Here is a 21,637-nt window from a genome sequence, read left to right as displayed (position 1 = left end):
GTCGTGCGGCTGTTCCTGTCCTCCTACCGGTTCGGCACCGATCCGGACGCCTTCGTCCGGTTGACGACGCCGGGCCGGATCGCGGTGATCGCGAACGCCGCCGACGCGTGGCCCGCCTCGGCCCGCACGGCGGCGGTCACGAGCGAGATGGGCCCGCTGCGGTCGCTCGGCTTCGAACCGGAGGAGGTGGATCTACGTGATCACCTCGACGATCCCGACTCGCTCCGGCGGCGCCTGTCGGACTTCACGTCCGTGTGGGTGCGCGGCGGCAACACTTTCGTCCTGCGAGCGCAATTGGCCCGCAGCGGAGGCGATACCGTGCTCACGGATCTGGTGAGCGACAACCGTCTCGTGTACGGGGGCTACAGCGCCGGGGCCTGTGTCGCCACACCGTCGCTGCGCGGCATCGAGTTCTCCGACGACCCCGACGAGGTCGCCGCGACCTGCGGTGTCCCGGTGGTGTGGGACGGACTCGGCTGGGTCGAACACGCGATCGTGCCGCACGCCGGTGACTCGATGCTGGCCGACGACGGGATACGGCAGACCCTGCGCTACCTGCGCGAGCACGACGTCGAACACGTGGCGTTGACCGACGACGACGCGATCGTCGTCGACACTCCTCCCGGTCACGCCCCGAGTACGGTGAGATCATGACGCAGAACATCGACGGCACCGAACCCCGGATCGAGCACGACGCCGACAAGGCCCGTTTCGCGCTCTATCTCGGCGACGACCTCGCGGCCTACGCCGACTACACGCAGCACGGCGACCTGCGGGACTTCGACCACACCGTCACCGACCCGCAGTTCCGCGGCAAGGGCCTCGCCGGGATCGTGGTGAAGCACGCCCTCGACGAGACCAGGAAGCAGGGACTGAAGATCGGTACGTCCTGCTCGTACGTCGAGAAGTTCGTCTCCGAACATCCCGAATACCGCAACTGATCCGTCACACCTGCACGTCGCGGCGGCGGAAACCGACGATCGCCGCTGCGACGAGCAGCACCGCCGCAACCGCCGGGACGATCAGCGGCATCACCGTCACCCCCTCTGCGGGCACCAGCGGGACATGCGAGAACGGCGACAGTGCGACGAGTTCGTCGGGGAGGTTCAGCATCTCGCCGAGCCACGCGACGAACACCATCCACACCACGAGCACCCACACGAGCCCGGTGGCACGCGGCACGCAGCCCAGCAGCGCGAACGCCACGGCGACCACGAGGATCGCAGCCGGCGCGTAGGCCAGGGACGCCGCGATCATCCGCGGCATCCACCCCCAGTCGCCCACCGCGAGCGCGACCCCCAGTCCGGTCGCAGCACCGGAGACGAGCAGCGCCACGACCAACTGGACGACGATCACGCCGAGTGCCGCGAACAGCCATGCGCTGCGCGCCGTTCCGGTGACGATCACGAGACCGGAACGTCCACCGTCCTCCTCGCTGCGCATCCGCATCACGCCGGACACACCGAAGGCGGTGGCGCCGAGAGCGAGGAACATCAGCATCATCCCGGAGAATGAGGCGGTGAGGGCGTCGGGGTCCACGCCGACCATGTCCAGCACCTGCGGCATCTCGTCGATGAGGTCCTCGACGGAGCTGGCGAGAGCGCCCATCGCGACGCCGAACAGGACCAGTCCCGTCAGCCAGCCCACGAAGGCTCCGCGCAGCAGGCGGCGGATCAGACCGACCGGACCGAGCAACGCGGAATTTGCCTCGGCGGGTCCGGGTTTCGGTGCCCGCAGTCCGGCTCCGAGGTCGCGGCGCCGCGACAGTGCGACGGCGACGGTGAGCAGCACGACCGTCGTGGCGACGGACAACAACAGCGGCCACCACCGCTCGTCGACGTAGAGCCGGGTCTGCTGGGCCCAGGCGATCGGCGAGAGCCACGACAGCCACGAGCCGGTCGACTCGATGATGTCGCCGGCGCCGCGGACGAAGAAGGCCGCAGCGAGCACTGCGAGCGCGGTACCCGTGGCCGAGCGGGAGTGTTCGCCGAACTGGGCGGTCACTGCCGCGACCGCACCGAAGAGCACCCCGGTGACGGCGGAGGCCACACCGAAGGCGACCGAGCCGACGACATCGAGCCCGCCTGCGATGAGCGCGACGGTGATACCGGTGCCCACGATGAGGTTCGCGACCGAGACCAGCATCAGGGCGGCCGCCGGCGGAGCATAGGCCCCGACGGGCAGCGCCCGCAGAAGTTCGAGCCGGCCGGATTCCTCCTGCGCCCGGGTGTGCCGCACGACGAGCAGGATGCTCATGATCGCGGTCGCGACGAAGACGGTCAGGCTCAGTTCGTTCGCGGTCATCGCCCCGAGCGTGTAGTTGTCGATCCCGTAGGCCGGGCCCGTCATGAGTACGGCAGCCGGATTCTCCAGCAGGGCAGCACGGGCCTGACGGGAGGCCTCGTCGGGATAGACCGCGGCCAGGCTGAGGACGGTCGACCACACCGTGAAGGCGAGCGCGAGGGTCCAGACGGTGATGCGCACGCGGTCCAGCCGCAGGTAGAGCCGCAGCAGGGTGCCGAGCCCGGTGAACGGTGCCGCGGACGTCGCGGAGGTACCGCTCGGGGTCGGTACAGCTGTCGGTGTCGTCGTGGTCATCGTGAGGACACCTCCTCCACCGCACCGGCGCCGTTCCCGTCACCGGTGTCGAAGGTGTCGCCGTAGTGCCGCATGAACAGCTCTTCGAGCGACGGGGGCGTGATGGTGAGGTTCTCGACGCCGAGTCCGGCGAGTTCCTGCAGGACCGGGGCGAGGGCGGTGTTGTCGACGTCGAACGCGAGCCGGCCGTCGTCGGCGTAGAGGTCGTGGACCCCGGAGAGCCCGCCCAGTCGCTCGGCAGGGGCACTCGTGGTGGCCCGCACGGACGAGCGCGTCAGGTGCCGCAACTGCGCGAGGGTGCCGGTCTCGACGTCGCGCCCGGCCCGGATGATCGTCACCGTGTCGCAGAGCTTCTCGACCTCGGCGAGGATGTGGCTGGACAACAGGACGGTCGCGCCGCGGTCGCGGAGCCCTCGCACCTCGTCGGTGAACACCGCCTCCATGAGCGGGTCGAGACCCGAGGTGGGTTCGTCGAGCAGGTAGAGCTCGGCGTCCGATGCGAGTGCGGCGACGAGTGCGACCTTCTGCCGGTTGCCCTTCGAATAGGTGCGGGCCTTCTTCGTCGGATCGAGTTCGAACCGCTCGAGGAGTTCGGCGCGACGACGCGTGCGGACCTCGCCCCCGCGGATGCGGGTGAGGACGTCGATGATCTCGCCACCGGTGAGGGTGGGCCACAGGTTCGTGTCGCCGGGCACGTACGCGAGCCGGCGGTGGATCGCGACGGCGTCGGTCCACGGGTCGAGTCCGAGGACGCGGACGGTGCCGGAATCGGCACGAAGCATTCCGAGCAGCACGCGGATCGCTGTGGACTTGCCGGCGCCGTTCGGTCCGAGGAATCCGGCGACGGTACCGCGTTCGACGGTCATCGAGAAGCCGTCGAGGGCTCTCGTGGTTCCGAATGTCTTGACGACGTCGCGGATTTCGATGATCTGGGTGTCCATCTTTCCTCCGTCAGGAGTCGGGGGGTGCCTTCCGTGCTGCCAGAAATGCCTCGAGGAGCGTCGAGTCCGTCAGCAACGGCTCGGTGTAGAGCTCGAGCATCGGCAGCATGAGGCGCTCGGTGTAGGAACGCAGCCTGGCAGGAAACGTCTCGAGATCGAGATACTCGTCCGGACCCGGAAGGTCCATGAGCACGGCGCCGACGCTGAACGAGATGAGGGCGCGTGCTCGTTCGGAGGGGAACCGGCTGGGCCGCACGGTTCCGGCAGCCACCGCCTCTTCGAGATATGCCTCGGTGTCGGCGACGAGTCGGTCGAGGAAGTCGGCGGCGGGTGCACCGCCGGCCCGGAGGGTGCGGAAGAGATAGGCGACCGTGGTCGCGTAGTTCTCGATGTGCTCCATCTGGTCGTTCAGCGCGGCCGGCCCGGCCTGCGGGTCGAGGACGGCACTCTTCGCCTGCCGGATCCCGTCGAGCACGTACCGGTCGCAGTGTTCCTTCAATCCGGCGCGGGATCCGAAGTGATGCACGATCAGCGAAGCGCTGACGCCGCACTCTGCGGCGATGGTGCGTAGTGGCACGCCGACGCCGTACGCGGCGATGCACCGGATCGCGGCGTCGCGGATCCGTGCACGGGTGGTGAGGTCTTCACCGGCGACGGTTGAACGCACGTTTCAAGCGTTGCACACGTGTTCAACCGGATCAACGCACGGAATGTGTCATCGAAGGGTGTACCGCCGGTACTTGCAGATGTGCTCGGCGCTTCGGGGTGCGCTCAGGTGAAGGCCATGACCTGACTGCCCCAGACCCGGCGCATCTCGCCGTCCGGATCCGACTCGACCCTGTCCGTGGAGTCGATGAGCAGGGTCGAACGTTCCTCCACCTCGTACTGCGGCCAGTGCTTCGAGCCGTCCAGCGCCGCCGGCACGCCGTGGTGCGCGAACGCGAGCCAGCGCCGCTGCACACGCCCGGAGACCTCCCCGGCGGACCTGCGGCCGCCGAGCCAGAAGGTCGGATCCCGACCGAGGGTGCCGAAATTACCGAATACGTAAGGTAATTCGGTTGCGTGCCCGGCACCGATCCGCGCAGCCTTGAGCATCGGGGTGGCGTGGTCGAAGCGGTACACCCAGGTCGGCGAATGCGCGCTGTGCGCTTCGGCGACCCACAGCACCGGCATCCGGAAACCGGCATCGCGCGAGAGTGCCATCGCTCCGGCGGGTTTGGGCAGGTCGGGATACGCCGCGACGATCTCGGCGAGACGCTCGGGAGGCAGATCCGTCCGGTCGTCGGCCAGCGCCTTGAACATCGCTTGCACGGCCGTATCGTTCACGGGCATCAACGGCGACTTCATGAAGCGGAAGATCGACGGCTCGTCCTTGTTCGAGCCGATGATCAGCGGGATCCGGTGCGACAGCCCCTTCTGGAAGGCAGCGACCGGATACTTCGGCACCAGGTCGCGATCGACGACCGGGGTCATGGCGAGCGTTCCCGGCACCTTCGTGGGGGTCTCGGCGACGAGCACTTCCGACGCCTCGACCAGTGTGTCGGTCGACATCGTGAGCAGTTCGGCGGCTCGGGACGGCGGTAGGTCGAGGATCTCGAGGAAGCGCTGCGCGACCGTCGCGGCACGTTCGCTGCCGTACACCGAGGTGGCGGGCGGCGACTGGGCGATCGCGCGATGGAAGAAGCCTTCGGCCTTCGGGACCGTCATGAGTGTGGTGACCGACCCCGCACCGGACGATTCCCCGAAGAGCGTGACGCAGTCCGGATCGCCCCCGAAGTCGGCGATGCAGTCGCGCACCCACTCGAGGGCGGCGATCTGGTCCCGGAGACCGACGTTGGATTCGAAGGTGGCATCGGGTGTGGAGAACGACGACAGATCGAGGAAACCGAGCGCACCGAGCCGGTAGTTGATCGTGACGACCACGACATCGCCGCTCTCGCACAGGATTCGGCCGTCGTAGATCTTCTGACCCGAGTATCCGATGATGTAGGCGCCCCCGTGGATCCAGACCATGACGGGGCGGCGGCGGCCGTCGGGCGGCGGCGCCCAGATGTTGAGCGAGAGACAGTCCTCGCTCAACGTCATCTCGGGTTCGATCCCGATCGGACTCTGCCGACTCTGCGGAGCGATCGGTCCGAATCGTGCGCCGTCGAGGACGCCGTCCCACGGTTCCGGTGGTAACGGCGACCGGAACCGCCGGGAACCGGTCGGGGCCGCGTACGGGATGCCCTTCCAGACGTAGACCCCGCCGTCGCGATATCCGCGGACCTCGCCGTATTTGCAGGCGACGGTGAGCGTGTCGTCCTCCACGTGGCCTCCCACCCCGGTCGGTACCGCCGTGCAGTACCGTTCACTTCGTTCGTCGACCTACCGATTCGATGATGGTGGATGCCGGGTCGGTTGTCAGCCGGCTGCGGAGAGAGGTTCGGGGGCCACACAGTCGACGAGATCGATCACGAGTGCGTCGAGTACGTCGCGCAGGTCGCCGCGCGCCGAGTCGGCGAGCGCCGGGAAGACGGTCGCGAGCGCGATGGGCACGAGCGAGGCCTTTCCGAGCAGGATCCCCATGGCCGCATCGAGCTTGACGACCTCGTCGTGCAGCCGGGCGTAGGTGGTGGTGTCCACGCCGTGCGCCACGGCGATCCGGTCGGGCTCGCATGCCGCGGCGTCCGCCACCATCCGGGGCAGGTTCTCCGCGGTGATCTCGTCGGCACTCATGCTTGCAACGTCGAATTTACGCAACATCTCGCCTTCGTTCGTCCCCCAGGAGCGACGCCGGGCCGCGCGCCGCAGTCGAAACATACAGTCAGTGTGGCCCGAAAAGTACGGAATGTGTAGAAGGTCCGGAAAACTTTTTGCACTGCCGGTACCTGACAGAAGGTACATCGCCGAGAACCCACCTTCACCCGGAATCATCACCCTGAGACCAGGACCACAACGATTGCTCCGCGAACCCTCGCGACCTGGATGAACGGGCGTATCCTCGTAAATCCGAAGTCCGTGCAGCCACCCCGACCGGGTCCGACCACGACTCCGGGCAGACCGAGGAGGTGCCGGTCGTGAGCGTCGCCCACGCCGAGTTGCTCCCTCTGCCCGCGCACCGCGCCACGACGCGCGAGTTCGCGGGGGTGAGCACTCAGTCCCGTGCCCTGTCCTTCTCCGTGCGTCGTACCGTGCGGCCGTTCATCGAGGCGTGGTCGTACGCGCCGACCCTCCCCTGGCCGGCGTCGGTGATCGACCGCCTCGCGTTCCCACTCGTGCCGGTACCCGGCACACACCGCCGGCGGGTCGATCTCCCGACGTGCCCGGCGGAACTGCTGTGGGCTCCGGGTGCCGCACCCCCGGCCGCACAGGTCGGTACGGACGGCACCGCCGTCCGGGCCAATATCGACAGCACCGCCGTCCTGTACCTGCACGGTGGCGCATTCCTGTGCTGCGGGCTCACCACGCACCGCCATCTGGTCTCCCGCATCTCCGCCGCAACCGGCGCGCCGGTTCTGGCGGTCGGTTACCGCATGCTGCCCCGCCATCCGATCCGGCGCGCGGTCGAGGACGGGCTCGACGGATTGCGCTGGCTCGTGGCACACGGCTACCCGGTCGAGCGTGTCGTGATCGCCGGGGACTCCGCGGGTGGCTTCCTCACCTTCGCCGTCGCCCACGAAGCCGTACGCCTCGGCATCGGCCGTCCGGCCGGCACCGTCGCCCTGTCGCCCCTCACCGATCTCGACCCGCGGGGCAAGCTCGACCATCCCAATTCGCACCGGTGCGCCGTCTTCCCACGACGCGCCGTCGGCGTCCTGTCGACCCTCGTCGATCGCGCCGAGCGCCTCGGTGGCGAAGGCGCCGAGCCGGTCGCCTCCCCCGTCGATCTCGACCTGTCCGAGATGCCTCCCGCACTCATCCAGACCGGATCCGAGGAGATGACCTACGTCGACGCCGAGCTGATGGCCCGGCGGCTGCAACTCGCCGGCGTCTCCACCGAACTCCAGGTGTGGGAGAAACAGGTGCACGTCTTCCAGGCCGCGGCGGGGATCGTCCCGGAGAGCGGCCGCGCGCTCGCCGAAATCGGCCGCTTCGTGCGTGAACTGCGGTGAAACCCGCCTCCCGACGCCATTGCCCTCGAGCCCGCCCCGGCGAGCACGGTCATATCGAGACCCGGATCGCATAGTCCGCCACGGCATCCGTGGTGCGTTCGGGTGTTCCGGCCGGTACGACGACGGGCCACACGGACGGATCGGCCGACCGTCCTGCGGGGATGCGGGCCGGCAGGGTCCGGACGAGACGGATGATGGCGTCGATCATGCGTCGATGGTCGGGCACCTCCGGACGGATCGACACGGTTTCGTTCACCGGGATCGGAACACCTCGGCGGGCCGTCGCAGGCCGAGAACCGTGCGCTTGGGCAAGCCGTCGCTCGTGCGACCCAGCGGAGGAATGCCTGTCGGTGCCGGCGACTAGTCTTTCTCTCGGCTCGACCGCACAGAGAAGGGGGTCCGATCATGGCCGACGCGCAGACCCGGTTCGACCAGGACGTCGACGCGGCCTGGCGCGAGTTCCGCACGCGCCTGGCCGACCATGTCGCGGCCATGTGCGACGGCGACGGCCTGGTCCTCGAACCCTTCACCGACGAGGCCGGTGGCCCTGCCGGGCCGTGCGTGCAGTTCTACGCGTGGGGAGACCGGCTCGTCCGCTGCGAGGTCCCGTCCAACGCACACCTCGCCCCCGACCGGCACCTCACCCCGGTCGACGAGCAGATGCTCCTCGAACTCGGGCTGCAGGCGCCCTCCCGCGGACCGGACGATCCGGAGGACGGCGGATCCCCGGCGTTCTGGATCGATCGTCCTGGCAGCTGGGCCGATCAGCTCGCCGTCATCGCCGTGCGTGCACTTCGTTCGGTGTGGGGTGTTCCCCACCCCCTCTTCCTGCGGGCCGAGACGTTCGGAACGGAGCGCTCGGTCGCCGAGCTCACCTCGTTCCTCGTGCCCGAGACACCCCAGGCGGACCGCACCCAGGCCCCGGAGGTCCCGCTCGCGGTCGTCCCCACCGGCGACGACCATGTGCGCGAACTGATCGAATCCACCCTGCACGAGCAGATCGACGATCTTCCCGCCTGGGACGAGGACGGCGATCTCGTCCTGCGGATCGCCGGGGTGCTGGTGTTCGTCGGTGTCGGCCCCGGTGGTGGCACCGTCGACCTGTTCGCACCGATCGTCCATTCCATCACCGGACGTACGCGGGCCGCCGAGATCTGCGTCGATCTCAACCGCCGGTGGCCGCACCTGAAGTTCGTGCTGGTCGACGACCGCCTCGCGATCGTCGATCATGTTCCGGCCGCGCCGTTCGCTCCGGCGCACCTGCTCGGATCGCTCGAGACCATCACCCAGTTCCTCGACACCGTCGACAGCTCGTTCGCCACCCATATCGGTGGCTCGCTGCTGCGCGATCAGGGATTCGACGGTGCGACGGGCGGGGCGGCCGATCCTCCCTGGGGCGACGTCTCGCAGTTGCCCGACGCCGAGGACGATCTTCCGGTGGCCCTGCTCGCGGTGCGCGACTTCCATCTCGACGGTGCCGCCGACGTCGCCGCCAGCACCGTCGCGGCGATCGGCGATCGCAATCCCGAGCAGTTGCGACGGTTCCTCACCATCAGCACCGAGCTGCAGGTGTGGTGGGACGGTGAGTCGCAGACCCGCGAGGCGGCGCTCAACACCGACGGTGCTCGCGAGGCACGGGCGCGGGCACTGGAATGGGAGGCGACGAGCCGTTCGCTCGCGGAGGCCCTCCAGTTCCTCGAACAGGGCGAGGGGACCGATTCGGCCGGATCACGCGCGTCGCGCTCGAGCGCCGGCCGGGAGGCGTCGCCCGAGCAGCCCGCGCTGTTCGACAACCCCGACGAACCGACCCTCTTCGACGGCTTCGGCGACTATTCCTGAACCGATCACGTCCGGGAGACGGCGCGCCGGAGAGCGTCGACGGCGGCGTCGCCGAACCCGACGAGTACGACGGTCTCCACGTCCGTCTGCGTCTCCCGGATCGTCGTGACGGCCTGCAGGGCGGCGTCGTCGAGGGGCCAGCCGTAGATACCGGCCGAGACGAGCGGGAACGACACCGTCCGGGCGCCGAGGTCCTGCGCGACGAGCAGACTGTTGCGGTAGGCCGAGCGCAGAATTCCGGAGCGGTCCTCGTGCGCCGACCACACCGGGCCCACGGTATGGATCACCCGCCGCGCCGGGAGGCGACCGGCGGGCGTCGCCACCGCACGGCCCGGTTCGAGTCCGTCGGGTAGCGAGGTCGCGCGGAGTTCGCGGCATGCGGCGAGGATCTCCGGGCCGCCGGCCCGGTGGATCGCACCGTCCACTCCCCCGCCTCCGAGCAGGGAGGAGTTCGCGGCGTTGACGATCGCATCCACCGCGATGGTGGTGATGTCGCCGTGCGCGATGTCGAGAGCGGTCACCCTGTCGACCATATGGTCCGCGCGCTGCCCCCGAGTCGTTTTGCTGGCATGATTCAGGACCGTGACGTCCTCGGCGAAGCTGCGCGAACTGGCCGGAAAGCACGGCATCACCACCACCTACACGGGGTGGGGTGGACGCGACCACGATGTCTCCGACGAGACGTTGCGGCGTGTACTCGCCGCGCTCGACGTCCCTGCCCGGACGGACGACGAGGTCGTGGAATCGCTCGCCGACGTCGACGACCGTCCGTGGCGCAGCATGCTCCCGCCCGCGCTCGTGGTCGTCGAGGGCGAGAACCGGACGTTCCCGGTGCACGTGCCGCACGGCGACCCGGTCGCGGTGTGGGTCGTCACCGAGGACGGCGAGGAGGTCGACGTCGAGCAGCGCGACGTGTGGGTGGACCCGCGGACCGTCGACGGCCGGCTCGTGGGCCGCGCGACCTTCGCCGTTCCGCGCCTGCCCCTCGGTTGGCACGTCGTGCACGCCCGCAGCAACGACATCGAGGCCACCGCGGTCCTCGTGGTGACCCCGCGCCGGTTGTCCACCGCCGACCGGCTGCTCGAGAAGAAGCGCTGGGGCCTTGCGGCCCAGATCTATTCGGTGCGCAGCCGCCGGTCGTGGGGCATCGGCGACTTCGCCGACCTGGCCGATCTGGCGGCGATCACGGCCGGTTACGGCGGCGACTTCGTCCTCATCAACCCCGTGCACGCGGCCGAACCCGTGCCCCCGCACGAACCGTCGCCCTATCTGCCGTCGTCGCGGCGCTTCGTCGACCCGCTGTATCTGCGGATCGAGGACATCCCCGAGACGGCCTATCTGCCCGCCAAGCACCGCAAGGAACTCGACGATCACGCACAGCGCGCGGCGAAGGCGAATCGGAAGGCGCGGCGTCTCGACCGGGATGCGACCTTCCGCGCGAAGCTCGACGTCCTCGAGCGCGTGTACCGGGTGCCGCTCGGCCCCGCCCGACGGGCACGGTACGAGGCGTTCTGCGCCGAGGGCGGGCAGGCGCTCGACGACTTCGCGCTGTGGTGCGCGCTGTACGAGAAGTTCGGCGACCGCGCCGACCGGTGGGCGTCGCGCGCCCCGAGTCCCGACGACCCGAAGGTCGCCCGGTTGCGCGAGCGGCTCGCCTCGCGGATCGACTTCCACCGGTGGCTGCAGTGGTTGTGCGACGAACAGCTCGCCAACGCCCAAACCGCTTCGCTCGCAGCAGGTTCCGATATCGGCATCGTGCACGACCTCGCCGTGGGCGTCGGTCCGCACGGCGCCGACGCCTGGACGCTGGGCGATGCGTTGGCGTCGGGCGTCACGGTGGGTGCCCCCGCCGACGACTTCAACCGCAACGGCCAGAACTGGAATCAGCCGCCGTGGCGGCCGGGTCGCCTCGCGGAGCTGGGATACATCCCCTTCCGCGATTTGGTGCGCTCGGCGTTGCGGCACGCGGGTGGTGTCCGGGCCGATCACATCCTGGGACTGTTCCGCACCTGGTGGGTGCCGGAGGGGATGTCACCGGCCGACGGCGCGTACGTCCGCAGCGACCACGAGGCACTCGTCGGCATCCTGGCGCTCGAGGCGCACCGCGCCGGTGCCGTGGTCGTGGGTGAGGACCTCGGGGTCTTCGAGGAGTGGGTGCAGGAGTATCTCGCCGAGCGCGGCATCGCCGGGACGTCGATCCTGTGGTTCGAACGCGACGAGGACTCCCCGCGCGGGCCGGAGACCTACCGCTCCCTGTGCCTGACGTCGGTGACCACGCACGACCTCGCGCCCACGGCGGGATATCTGGCGGGCGACCACATCCGGCTGCGATCGGAACTCGGTCTGCTCGAGGGCGATCTCGACACCGAACTCACCGATGCGGCCGCCGAACGCGACTCGGTTCTGGCGCTCGCGGTGGAGCGGGGACTGCTCGACGAGGGCGAAGCCGACGTCGATCGGCAGGTCGAGGCGTTGCACCGGCTGATCGCAGCGAGTCCGTCTGCGCTGCTGGGCATCTCGCTGGCCGATGTGACCGGTGAGCGCCGCAGCCAGAACCAGCCGGGCACGGTCGACGAGTACCCGAACTGGCGGGTCCCGCTCGCCGATGCCCGCGGCAAGGTCGTCCTCGTCGAGGATCTCGTCGACCACGACGGATTCGCGAGATTGGCCCGTGCGGTCTCCGGAGACACCTCACCGGTGGAGTGACGCGTCACGAACACTGCGACCGCCGATCCGGATCCCGGATCGGCGGTCGCTGCTCGAGTAACACGCCTCAGGGCGTCACTTCGCGTACAGGGCGTCGATCTCGTGGGCGAAACGCTCGGTGACGACGTTGCGCTTGATCTTCAGCGTCGGCGTGAGCTCACCCGACTCCTCGGTGAGATCCCGGTCGAGGATGACGAACTTCTTGATCGCCTCGCTGTGCGAGACGAGGGTGTTGGCATCGTCGACGATGGTCTGCACCGCGTCGCGCAGCGCGGGATCGTGGCGCAGGTCCGCGATCGTCGCACCGGTCGGCTTGCCGTTCTCGGTCTTCCAGTTCTCGAAGACCTCCGGATCGACGGTCACCAGAGCGGTGACGAAGCTACGACCGTCCCCGACGACGACGGCCTGGGAGACGAGGGTGTGCGACCGCATGCGGTCCTCGATCGGCCCGGGCGAGACGTTCTTGCCGCCGGCGGTGATGATGAGGTCCTTCTTGCGTCCGGTGATGGACAGGTAGCCGTCCTCGTCGAGCGCGCCGAGGTCGCCGGTGCGGAACCAGCCGTCGTGGAAGGCACCCGCGGTGGCCTCGTCGTTGCGCCAGTAGCCGTCGAAGACGACCATGCCGCGCAGCTCGATCTCGCCGTCCTCCGCGATGCGCGCCGAGTTCCCGCCCATGGGGCGTCCGACGGTGCCGATCTTCTGCGCGCCGGGGGTGTTCACGCTGTGTGCGGCCGTGGTCTCGGTGAGGCCGTAGCCTTCGTAGATCGGCACGCCGACGCCGCGGAAGAAGTGGCCGAGGCGGGGGCTCAGAGCACCGCCGCCGGAGATCGCGTACCAGCACTCGTTGCCCATGGCCTCACGCAGCTTGGAGTAGACCAGCTTGTCGGCGAGGGCGCGCTTGGCCTTCAACGTGAAGGTGGGGCCGCCGTGATCGAGCGACTCGCTGTGGGCGATGGCGGTGCGCTCCGCGAAACCGAAGATCGCCGCCTTGACCGGTCCGCCGGCCGCCGCCTTGCCCGCTGCCGCGTCGCGCACCTTCTCGAAGACGCGCGGCACACCGAGGATGATGTTCGGCGAGTACCGGGCGAACTGCGCGGAGACGGTCGAGAAGTCCGCCCAGTGCGCCTGCGCCGTGCCGGATTCGAAGAGCGCGAGCGACACCGCGCGTGCCAGCACGTGTGCGAGGGGCAGGAAGGTCAGGCCGCGGTTGCCGGGCTTGGCGACGATACCGACGTCCGAGGTGAGGATCGACCGGACCTCGGCGAGGAAGTTGCGGTGGGTGAGCATGCAGCCCTTGGGACGCCCGGTGGTTCCCGAGGTGTAGACGAGGGAGGCCAGGCCGCCGGAACGGATTCCGGCCAGACGCGTGGTGATCTCGGCGTCGTCTACGTCGGCGCCGTCGGCCGCGAGCGTGTTCACCGCGCCGTCCTCGATCTGCAGGATGCGACGGAGGGTGTCGGGCATGTCGACGAAGAGCTTCTCGTGCCGCGCGGTCTCGACGACGGCGAGGACGGCCTCGGAGTCCTGGAGGATCCAGCGGATCTGCTCCGTGGACGAGGAGTCGTAGATCGGTACCGACACGGCCCCGGCCGTCCAGATCGCGTAGTCGAACAGCGACCACTCGTAGCGGGTGGCCGAGAGCAGCGCGACACGGTCGCCGGGCTGCACACCGTTGGCGATCAGGCCCTTGGCGACGGCTTTCACCTGGTCGGCGAACTGCTGCGCGGTGACCGCGACCCAGTCGTCACCCTGCGGCCGGGAGTACATCACGCGGTGCGGAGTCTTCTCCGCATGGGTGAACACCGTGTGGACGACCGATTCGTCGTCACCGATGGTGAACGGGGCCGGGGTCGAGTACTCACGCACTGCAATCTCCATCGTTCTGGTCGGGAGTCCGGTCGTCGGAATCGATTCCTGCGCGGAAGCGGCGCAGGAGATCCACGAAGCGTTCGAGTTCGTTCTCGTCCCAGCCCTCGAGGCCGGCGCGGACGTCGTCGAGACGACGCACGACCGCACCTTCGAGAACTGTCGCTCCGTGGTCGGTGAGCCGGAGCGGATGTCCGGCACGTGCCGGACCCGTCCCCGCCTCGACCCAGCCCGCATCGACGGCGTGACGCAGTTGGCGCGACACGGTCGAGCGGTGGACGCCGAAGACCTCGGATATGTCGGTGGCGCGGCAGCCCGGATTTCGGGAGATGAAGCCGAGAAGCGAATGCTGGACCAGCGAGAGTCCGCTGTCCTGCGTTCGTGCTCCGGACGTCAGGAAGCGCACGAGAAGCACGAACTCCTCGTATACGCGGGCAACGCCGTCCGCGGACGGCCGCCGGGTCTGCCGATTGTGTTGCACAGGGCAACTATAAACGCGAGTGAGGCAGGGCACGAATCCGCGCGGTGTCCTGCCGATTTCCGGCCTGCCTCTCCACAGCCCGTGCGCGCACCCGGTGAACTAGTCCGCCCCGCTCGGCGTTCACCGGGCTAGCCTGTCTGTCCGTACGGCGTCAGCACTCGGGAGAAGAGGTCGGATGGGCGAACACATCGGTCGCGACCTGTTCCGTCATCTCGTCGCCGACGAAGCGGACGAGTACCTCGCGGTGATGGACTGCTTCACCGACCTCCTGCTCGCCGATCTGTCCGCCGACGATATCGCGGTCTCGTGTGCGCGGCGCGGGGTGGCGCTCGATATCGCGGTCGTCGATGCCCGGTGCCGCGGCCTGGTCCGGTGGGGCAATCTCGCACTCACGAGCGGCGGAACCGACGGTGGCGGCTCCCACCGGCGGAGCGCTCCCGAGACCGCCTCGACCGAGGTCCGTGCCCGGTACCGGCCGACACCGGCGGGGCTGCGGGTGCACCGCGAGGCCGGCAGGCTCCTCACCACCTCCGACGATGTGCGCGGCGTGGCACGCGAGTCGCTCCGCTGCGTCGCCGACGAACTCTCCCGCATCGACGAGCTGCTGGTGGACGACGGGAGCGTGCCCGACCGGGACGAACTGGCCGCCCATGTCACCGCCCTGTTCCGCACCACCGGTTGTTCGCCGACAGCGTCGCCGATTTCTACTCGCACCTCGCCGAGATCCTGGGTCGTCTGGAACACTTCCCCGATCGCGAACGCGCGGACGTGGTCGACGACTACGCCGAGACCAAGAACCTGCTCCTCGACTACGTCGATATCGTCGGTTCGGACGTCGAGCGTCTCGCGCCTCTCGTCGCCGGCAGGCTCGACCGGATGGGGCCGCGTCTGGACCTCCTGCTCGCCGCGTTGCTCGAGTCCGGCCTGCCGAACACCGTCCCGGACCGGTCCCCCGGTCGCCGTCGCACCGACTGGGACGAACTGGCGCAGTGGTACGCCGAGGACGCCGGCCCGCGACGCATGCGCGAGGCAGCAGCGTCGGCCCTGAACCGGCTGCTCGTGCGCACGCGACGGATCACGACGACCGCACCGGGATTCTCACACCGCGCGGACCTCCTGCGCCTGGCCCGGTGGTTCACCGAGTCGTCCGACGACCAGGCCCACCGGTTGTTCGCCGCGACCTTCGGCGCCTTCCCCAGCCGGCACCTGCTGCTCGGCCCCGACGAGACCGACCCGCGGGTGGGTGCGGGCACGTCGTGGTGGCGGGCCGATCCCGTCGTCGTGCCCGTGTCGTTGCGCGAACGCGGCGACCACACGTCCCGCGGGGCCGTCGGCCGCCTCCCCGATTCGCTGCCCGGCCGGGTCCGGGCCGATGAACTCGCCCGGCGCGAGTCGCGCCGACGCTCCGACGCCGTCGCCGAGCTGGGTGCCGCCGGCGACCTGCACGGAGCCGATCTGTCGCCGGAGGCGCTCGACGTCCTGCTCGACGTCCTCGCCGCTGCGCTCGCGGGTCACCGCACCACCGACGGGCCGGTGCACATGGACGATCCCGATCTCGGGTTGTCGCTGACGGCGGAGCCGGGCGCCGACACCGTGGTGCACTCCCCCGCCGGTGATCTCACCGTGCACGGTTTCTCGCTGCGCACGTCGGCCACGGCACCGCTCGATCACAGCGCGGTGGCCCCGTGAGCACCTCGTACGCGAGCGCGGTGTCGGGGGACGTCTCCGGTCGGCGGGACGCCGCGCGGGCACTGCTGCAGCAACCGATCGTCACCGCGGCGAGCGATCGGGAGACCTTCGACCTCGTTCGGCGCCATGCCCCGGCCCTGAAGTCCATGTTCGCCGATCGCCTCGGATACCGGCTCGTCATCGAACCGACCTTCGCCCGTCTGACCAAGGCACCGCTCGGGTCCACGTCACCGCACCGCGCGCTCCGGCACGCCGACGGTACCGAGTTCGGCGCGACCACCTACGCGTGTCTCGCGCTGGTGTGCGCGGCACTGATCGAGCCGGGAACCGGTGCGAGGGTGTCCGTCGACGACCTGCTCGAGCAGGTCCGCGCCGATGCGCGCGAGATCGGGATCGTGTTCGGCGACCCGGTGTCCGAGGAGCGGAACTTCGCTGCGGCCCTGCGCGTCCTCGAGGAATGGGGCGTGATCACCGAGTCCGGTCACGTCGACGAGGCGACCGGCGACGGGCCGCATCTCGACGTCCACCGCGACCTGCTTCCCCATCTGCTCGACATTCCGCTGCACGGGATGCCCGGTCCCGCAGCGGCACTCGCCCGTCACGAACACGAACCCGCCGCCCGCCGCCTGTATCGCAGGCTCGTCGAGGATCCGTTCGTCGCGCGCGACGAACTGGACGACGAGTCGGCGACGATCCTCGCCCGCGACCGGCACGAGCTCGCCCGCATGCTGGAGGACGACTTCGGCCTCGTGCTCGAGGTGCGTGCCGAGGGCGCGCTCGCGTACGACCCGGCCGGCGTACTCACCGACGAGGCGTTCCCGGGGTCGGGCACCCTGAAGCACGCCTGCCTGCTGCTCCTGGCCGAACTCACCGAACGGTTCGGCGACTCGGCAGCGGCCACGCTGCACGTCGACGTCCACACCCTCGACTCGGTTCTCGCCGACCTCGCCGCCGCGCGTTCCCGCACCTGGAAGAGCATCTACGTCCGCGATCTCGCGCTCCTGCGCCGGGATGTCGTCGCTCTGCTCGTCCGGCTCGGGCTGGCGCGCCCGCACGAGAACGGACTCGAACTGACCGCCCCCTCCGCCCGCTACCGTCCCGTCCCCGCCGAAAGCACGTGTCGATGACCCACTCGTCCGACCCCTCCGCCCTCGACGAGAACCCTCCACCCCGTTTCCCGGATCGCTGGCGTCTCCACCGCGCCGGCATCGTGAACGTCTGGCACTACCTGGACGTCGAGTTCGTCCTGTCCGGTGGACGGATGATCCTGCGCGGCACCAACGGATCGGGGAAGTCCCGCGCCCTCGAAATGTTGCTGCCCTTCCTGCTCGACGCCGACCGCAGACGTATGGACGCGACGGGCGCCGCGAAGGTCGATCTGGACGAACTCATGCGCACCGGGGCCTCGGACATCACCGACCGTGTCGGCTATCTGTGGCTCGAACTGGCGCGTCCCAGCGGACATCTCACCGTCGGAGCGCAGATCCGGTACCGCGCCGACGCCCGTCGCAGCGACGTGCACTTCTTCACGACATCCTTGCGTGTCGGCACCGAGTTGCACCTCGTCGACGACGCCCGCATCCCACTCTCACGGGAGCGACTCGCCGACCTCGTCGGAGCCGACAATCTCACCCGTGATCCGGAGCGGCATCGAGAGACCGTGCGGAGGCTGGTGTTCGGCCTGCACGGGGAGACGGGACGCGAACGCTACGACGGCCTCCTGCAGCTGTTGCACACCCTTCGCTCACCCGATGTCGGCCACCGCATCGACGAGGGGCGCCTCCCCCAGATCCTGTCGGACGCGCTGCCACCGCTGACGGAGAACATGCTCGCCGAAGGGGGAGGTCGCCTCGACCTGCTCGGCGACACCCGCCAGGAGCAGCTCCGTCTCGAAACGGCGCATGGACACGTGCTGCAGTTCCACGAGGTGTACCGGCAGTACGCGGCGGATCTGCTGCGCGCCGACGCCGCGACCGCCCGCGACCTCGCACAACGGGTCGTCGAGACGCGACGCGCACTCACGGTCGCGGAAGCCGAGGCGGCCGACCTCGACGCGCAGGCCGCCGCGGCGGACACCCGCCTGAAGGAGCGCCGCGACCAGGTCGCCGAACTCGACCGCGCGATCCGCGGACTCGAGACCCACGCGATGTTCCGGTCCGCGGACGATCTCGCGCAGCGCCAGCTCGCCGTCGATACGCTCCGGCGCGCCGCCGACCACGCGGCCGCTGCCGCCGATCGCAGCCGTCTGCGGGAGCGGCGCGACGCCGACCACGCGGTCCGCGTTCTCGACGACCTGACCTGCTCGATCACGCGTGCCGCGCGACGGCTCGTGACGGCAGGTCGCGAGCTGCTGTCGGTGGGTCTTCCGCACGACACCGTGCCGACCACGCTGCATTTCTCCGTCGACCGTCCACCCGCGGTGCTCGAACCGGTGCGCACCGGCATCGACGACACCACCGAGCAGGTGGTGCGGCCGGTCGTCGCGACGGTCTCCCTCGACGCCGGGCACGTCGACGAGGTCCGGGATGCGGTCCTCCGTGCCGCCGAGGCGATCCGCCGCCGACAGGACCAGGCGGGTCGGCGACTGCTCGAGGCGCGTCGTCTCGACGCGGCCGCGCACGCCGTCCAGGAAGCCGAGGCGGCGGCCGACCGCGCGGCCCGCGACGCCGAGCAGCGTGCCGTCGACGCCGCCGAGACGGATGCCGGTGTCGGTGCGGCCGCCGCCGGTCTGCAGCATCGGTGGCGCGAGTGGATCACCGCCGACCGCACGACGGCTCTGCTGCCGGAACTCGACCGGGATCGGGTCGTCCTGATGCGCCGACTGTCCACGCAGCTCGACGCACTGATCGATGCCTCTCCTACGGATCCTGCCGGCTTTTCCGGCCCCGCCGGCCCCGCAGACACGGACTCCGAGGACATCGACCTCGATTCGGCACTCGCGGAGCTGGACTCGCTGCCCGCAGCGGCCGCTCGATCCGCCCTGAGCGACCTCGACAGTGCCCCCGCCGAACGGGAGCGCCGTGAACGCGAGGCGCGGACCGCGCGTGAAGATCTCGTCCGGGAGCAGGCGGTCCTCGAAGCTGGCGGCGAGGGACCGGAGCAGGCGCCCTGGCACGTTCGCACCGACGGTGTTCCCCTGTGGCGGGCGGTCGAGTTCGTCGACACGCTCGGGGACGACGACCGCGCCGGGATCGAGGCTGCGTTGCTCGCCGCGGGTTTCCTCACCGCAACGGTCGACGGCGAGGGCCGCTTGCGCGCACTGGGCGGCCAGGTCCTCGTCTCGCCGCGCGGCGAACCACCGTCGCAGCCCCTGTCGACGGTCCTGCGCCCGGACCCCGAGGCCGACGTCCCGCGCCCGGCGATCGAGGCGGTCCTCAGCACGATCGGATTCGAGGACGCCACAGCGGTGGCCTCGGTCTCGCGGGACGGCCGCTGGCACAACGGTGTTCTGCGCGGACGTCACACGGCCGAGACTCCGCGTTGCATCGGCAGGCCGGCCCGGGAGGCCGCGATCGCGGCCCGTCGTGTGCGTCTCGACGAGATCCGCGCCGAACTCGCCCGGATCGACCTGGCGGTGGACCAGTTGCGCGTCGACTATCCGGACGCGGCGCACCGGCGGGCGGAGATCGACGCGCATCTGTCGACCGCGCCGACCTCGCATGCCATGCGCGCCGCGCTCGAACGACGTCGGTACGCGCACGCGCGTGTGCGGTCAGCGGCGAACACCGCGGTGGAACTGCGCGAGCGGGCGACGACCCTGCGTGCTCGCTGGACCGCCGAACTCGACGCCCACCGCACAGCGTGTGAGCACTTCGGCGTGCCCGGCGACGTTCCGGAACTCGAGGCGCTGGTCGCCGGCTGTGCGTCCGCCGACACACTGTGCACCGAGCTGGCACGCGACCTCGGTGACGTCCTCGCTGCCCACGCCAGGTTCACCGATGCCGCCGAGCGGTGTGCGCAGGCCACCGCCGAGCGGGTCGACGCGGAGGAGATCGCCGAGTCGTGCCGCTACGAGTGGCACGCGAAGGCCGCGGTGGTCGCGGCGCAGACGGCGGCCGTCGACGTCGACGCCGCCGATCTGGCGCAGGAACTGCGCGATTCGGAGGCCGAACGGGCACGCGCCGACGAGCAGTACCGACGCACGGTCGCCCATCGCGACCATCTCGGCCGTGCCGTCGCCGAGGTGCTCCAGCGGTGTGCGGCCGCACGCGAACGGCTCGACCGCGATCGTCACGAACTCGCCGCGGCCGCCGAACTGCTCGCCGCTCACCTGCAGCTGCCCGAACTGCGCGCTGCGCTCGAGGAGGATCCCGGCCCGGACTCCGCCGCGTCTGCCCCGGCGCTTCTACCTCCCGTCCACCTCGAGGATCCGGATCACGTGCTCTCGGTGGCCCGTACCCTGCTGGCCGCATTGCCGCCGCGCACGGGAGTCGACGAGAACGCGATGCTGGTCGCGCTGCAGCAGTTCGATCGCGACATCACGGCCCGGTTCGACATCGAGCACACGGTGACGCACGGCGCCCATCGCGTCCGGATCGCCGGGGCGGGCGACGACACCACGCCTGCGGGTGTCGCGGTCGCCCTGACCCGGCAGGTCGAGGACGGCCGACGGGCACTGTCGCAACGCGAGCACGACGTGTTCACGGGATTCGTGCTCGGCGGTGTGGCCGACGAACTGCGTCGGCGGATCGAGCGGGCGCGACAGGTGATCGCCGCGATGAACGACAGTCTCGCCGACAGCCGCACGACGCACGGGATCGGCGTGCGGATCGAGTGGCGACCCGGCGGCGAGGGCGCCGACGCGGCGCGGTTGACGCAGCTGCTCACCGCCAGCGAACGGTCACCCGGGGACGCTTCCGACCTGGTCGGGATGCTGCGGCGCCGGGTGGAATCCGCTCACGCCGCCGATCCGTCCGCCGGCTACGCGCAGCACCTGTCGCAGGCACTGGACTATCGGCGCTGGCATGAGGTCGAGGTGACGATTCTCGGTCCCGAACCGGGCCGCGAGCGGCGGATCTCCGCGCGCGCCAAGATATCCCAGGGCGAGACCCGGTTCGTGTCGTACGTGGCGCTGTTCGCGGCGGCGGACGGCTATCTCTCGGGCCTACCCGACACCGGCACCGCACTGCGGCTCGTGCTGCTCGACGACGCGTTCGCCAAGATCGACGACCCGACGATCGGTGAACTCATGGGCCTGCTCGTGCGGCAGGACATCGACTTCGTCATGACCGGGCACGCACTGTGGGGTTGTGTGCCCGAGGTACCCGAGCTCGACGTCTACGAGGTCCGGCGCCTCGCCGACGGCGCGGCCGTGACGACCCGCGTGCACTGGGACGGCCGCGTCCGGCAACTCCGACCGCTCACCGAGCTGCAGACATGACAGTGGCGGGAGCGATACGTATCGCTCCCGCCACTGTCGGGCC

Annotated in this window: 16 protein-coding genes and 1 pseudogene; 8 read left to right on the top strand and 9 right to left on the bottom strand. The window is 70.0% G+C overall.

Translation table 11 applies throughout. From position 1 onward, the window contains the following. Positions 1-3 precede the first annotated feature (3 nt). On the top strand, positions 4-654 hold the full coding sequence (locus CKW34_RS08050; RefSeq protein ID WP_059383668.1) for a Type 1 glutamine amidotransferase-like domain-containing protein: 651 nt from the start codon (positions 4-6) through the stop codon (positions 652-654). Further along, complete coding sequence (locus tag CKW34_RS08045) at positions 651-941, top strand: GNAT family N-acetyltransferase (protein WP_059383667.1); 291 nt, start codon at positions 651-653, stop codon at positions 939-941. Before CKW34_RS08050 ends, CKW34_RS08045 begins: the two co-directional genes overlap by 4 nt. 4 nt (positions 942-945) lie before the next feature. On the opposite strand, the gene CKW34_RS08040 is transcribed toward CKW34_RS08045, so the two are convergent. From CKW34_RS08040 to CKW34_RS08020, 5 genes are all read right to left on the bottom strand, one after another. After that, positions 946-2,598: an ABC transporter permease gene (locus tag CKW34_RS08040; protein ID WP_059383666.1), complete on the bottom strand. Its 1,653-nt coding sequence runs from the start codon at positions 2,596-2,598 to the stop codon at positions 946-948. Next, positions 2,595-3,539 (bottom strand): ABC transporter ATP-binding protein, encoded by a 945-nt coding sequence (locus CKW34_RS08035; protein WP_059383665.1) that lies wholly within the window; start codon positions 3,537-3,539, stop codon positions 2,595-2,597. The genes CKW34_RS08040 and CKW34_RS08035 overlap by 4 nt, the downstream gene beginning before the upstream one ends. Positions 3,540-3,549: 10 nt before the next feature. Beyond that, on the bottom strand, positions 3,550-4,206 hold the full coding sequence (locus CKW34_RS08030; protein ID WP_059383664.1) for a TetR/AcrR family transcriptional regulator: 657 nt from the start codon (positions 4,204-4,206) through the stop codon (positions 3,550-3,552). Between the two features lie 104 nt (positions 4,207-4,310). Beyond that, positions 4,311-5,849 (bottom strand): carboxylesterase/lipase family protein, encoded by a 1,539-nt coding sequence (locus tag CKW34_RS08025; protein ID WP_059383663.1) that lies wholly within the window; start codon positions 5,847-5,849, stop codon positions 4,311-4,313. 93 nt (positions 5,850-5,942) lie between these two features. Continuing rightward, positions 5,943-6,257 carry a non-ribosomal peptide synthetase gene (locus CKW34_RS08020; RefSeq protein WP_225623759.1) on the bottom strand — a complete coding sequence of 105 codons (315 nt, stop codon included), beginning with the start codon at positions 6,255-6,257 and terminating at the stop codon, positions 5,943-5,945. A gap of 341 nt (positions 6,258-6,598) precedes the next feature. Here CKW34_RS08020 and CKW34_RS08015 point away from each other — a divergent pair, with 341 nt between their 5' ends. After that, a complete protein-coding gene (locus CKW34_RS08015) occupies positions 6,599-7,633 on the top strand; it encodes an alpha/beta hydrolase (RefSeq protein WP_080968360.1) in 1,035 nt (344 codons plus the stop codon). A gap of 49 nt (positions 7,634-7,682) precedes the next feature. On the opposite strand, the gene CKW34_RS08010 is transcribed toward CKW34_RS08015, so the two are convergent. Then, positions 7,683-7,889 carry a hypothetical protein gene (locus CKW34_RS08010; RefSeq protein ID WP_231921852.1) on the bottom strand — a complete coding sequence of 69 codons (207 nt, stop codon included), beginning with the start codon at positions 7,887-7,889 and terminating at the stop codon, positions 7,683-7,685. A gap of 149 nt (positions 7,890-8,038) precedes the next feature. Between CKW34_RS08010 and CKW34_RS08005 the strand changes: the two genes are divergently transcribed. Beyond that, positions 8,039-9,472 (top strand): T3SS (YopN, CesT) and YbjN peptide-binding chaperone 1, encoded by a 1,434-nt coding sequence (locus tag CKW34_RS08005; protein ID WP_059383661.1) that lies wholly within the window; start codon positions 8,039-8,041, stop codon positions 9,470-9,472. Between the two features lie 5 nt (positions 9,473-9,477). Here CKW34_RS08005 and CKW34_RS08000 read toward each other — a convergent pair whose 3' ends face one another. Then, on the bottom strand, positions 9,478-9,993 hold the full coding sequence (locus CKW34_RS08000; RefSeq protein ID WP_059383723.1) for an O-acetyl-ADP-ribose deacetylase: 516 nt from the start codon (positions 9,991-9,993) through the stop codon (positions 9,478-9,480). A 61-nt stretch (positions 9,994-10,054) separates the two neighbouring features. On the opposite strand from CKW34_RS08000, the gene malQ reads away from it, so the two are divergent. After that, positions 10,055-12,178 (top strand): 4-alpha-glucanotransferase, encoded by a 2,124-nt coding sequence (gene malQ / locus CKW34_RS07995; RefSeq protein WP_059383660.1) that lies wholly within the window; start codon positions 10,055-10,057, stop codon positions 12,176-12,178. A gap of 75 nt (positions 12,179-12,253) precedes the next feature. On the opposite strand, the gene CKW34_RS07990 is transcribed toward malQ, so the two are convergent. Both CKW34_RS07990 and CKW34_RS07985 read right to left on the bottom strand, forming a co-directional pair. Continuing rightward, entirely contained in the window at positions 12,254-14,044 is a 1,791-nt protein-coding gene (locus tag CKW34_RS07990; protein ID WP_059383659.1) for an AMP-dependent synthetase/ligase, read from the bottom strand. Continuing rightward, the gene (locus CKW34_RS07985; protein ID WP_059383658.1) at positions 14,037-14,525 is read right to left on the bottom strand and encodes a MarR family winged helix-turn-helix transcriptional regulator; all 489 of its coding nucleotides are present in this window, start codon (positions 14,523-14,525) and stop codon (positions 14,037-14,039) included. Before CKW34_RS07985 ends, CKW34_RS07990 begins: the two co-directional genes overlap by 8 nt. Before the next feature lie 175 nt (positions 14,526-14,700). On the opposite strand from CKW34_RS07985, the pseudogene CKW34_RS07980 reads away from it, so the two are divergent. From CKW34_RS07980 to CKW34_RS07970, 3 genes and pseudogenes are all read left to right on the top strand, one after another. Then, positions 14,701-16,214: pseudogene (locus tag CKW34_RS07980) on the top strand (DUF2397 domain-containing protein). Continuing rightward, positions 16,211-17,341, top strand: a complete 1,131-nt coding sequence (locus CKW34_RS07975; protein ID WP_059383657.1) for a TIGR02678 family protein — start codon at positions 16,211-16,213, stop codon at positions 17,339-17,341. The pseudogene CKW34_RS07980 and the gene CKW34_RS07975 overlap by 4 nt, the downstream one beginning before the upstream one ends. Next, positions 17,338-21,594 carry a TIGR02680 family protein gene (locus tag CKW34_RS07970; RefSeq protein WP_059383656.1) on the top strand — a complete coding sequence of 1,419 codons (4,257 nt, stop codon included), beginning with the start codon at positions 17,338-17,340 and terminating at the stop codon, positions 21,592-21,594. The genes CKW34_RS07975 and CKW34_RS07970 overlap by 4 nt, the downstream gene beginning before the upstream one ends. Positions 21,595-21,637 lie beyond the last annotated feature (43 nt).

The organism is Rhodococcus rhodochrous (assembly GCF_900187265.1).
GTDB lineage: Bacteria > Actinomycetota > Actinomycetes > Mycobacteriales > Mycobacteriaceae > Rhodococcus > Rhodococcus rhodochrous.
This window is presented reverse-complemented; position numbering and strand designations above follow the sequence as displayed.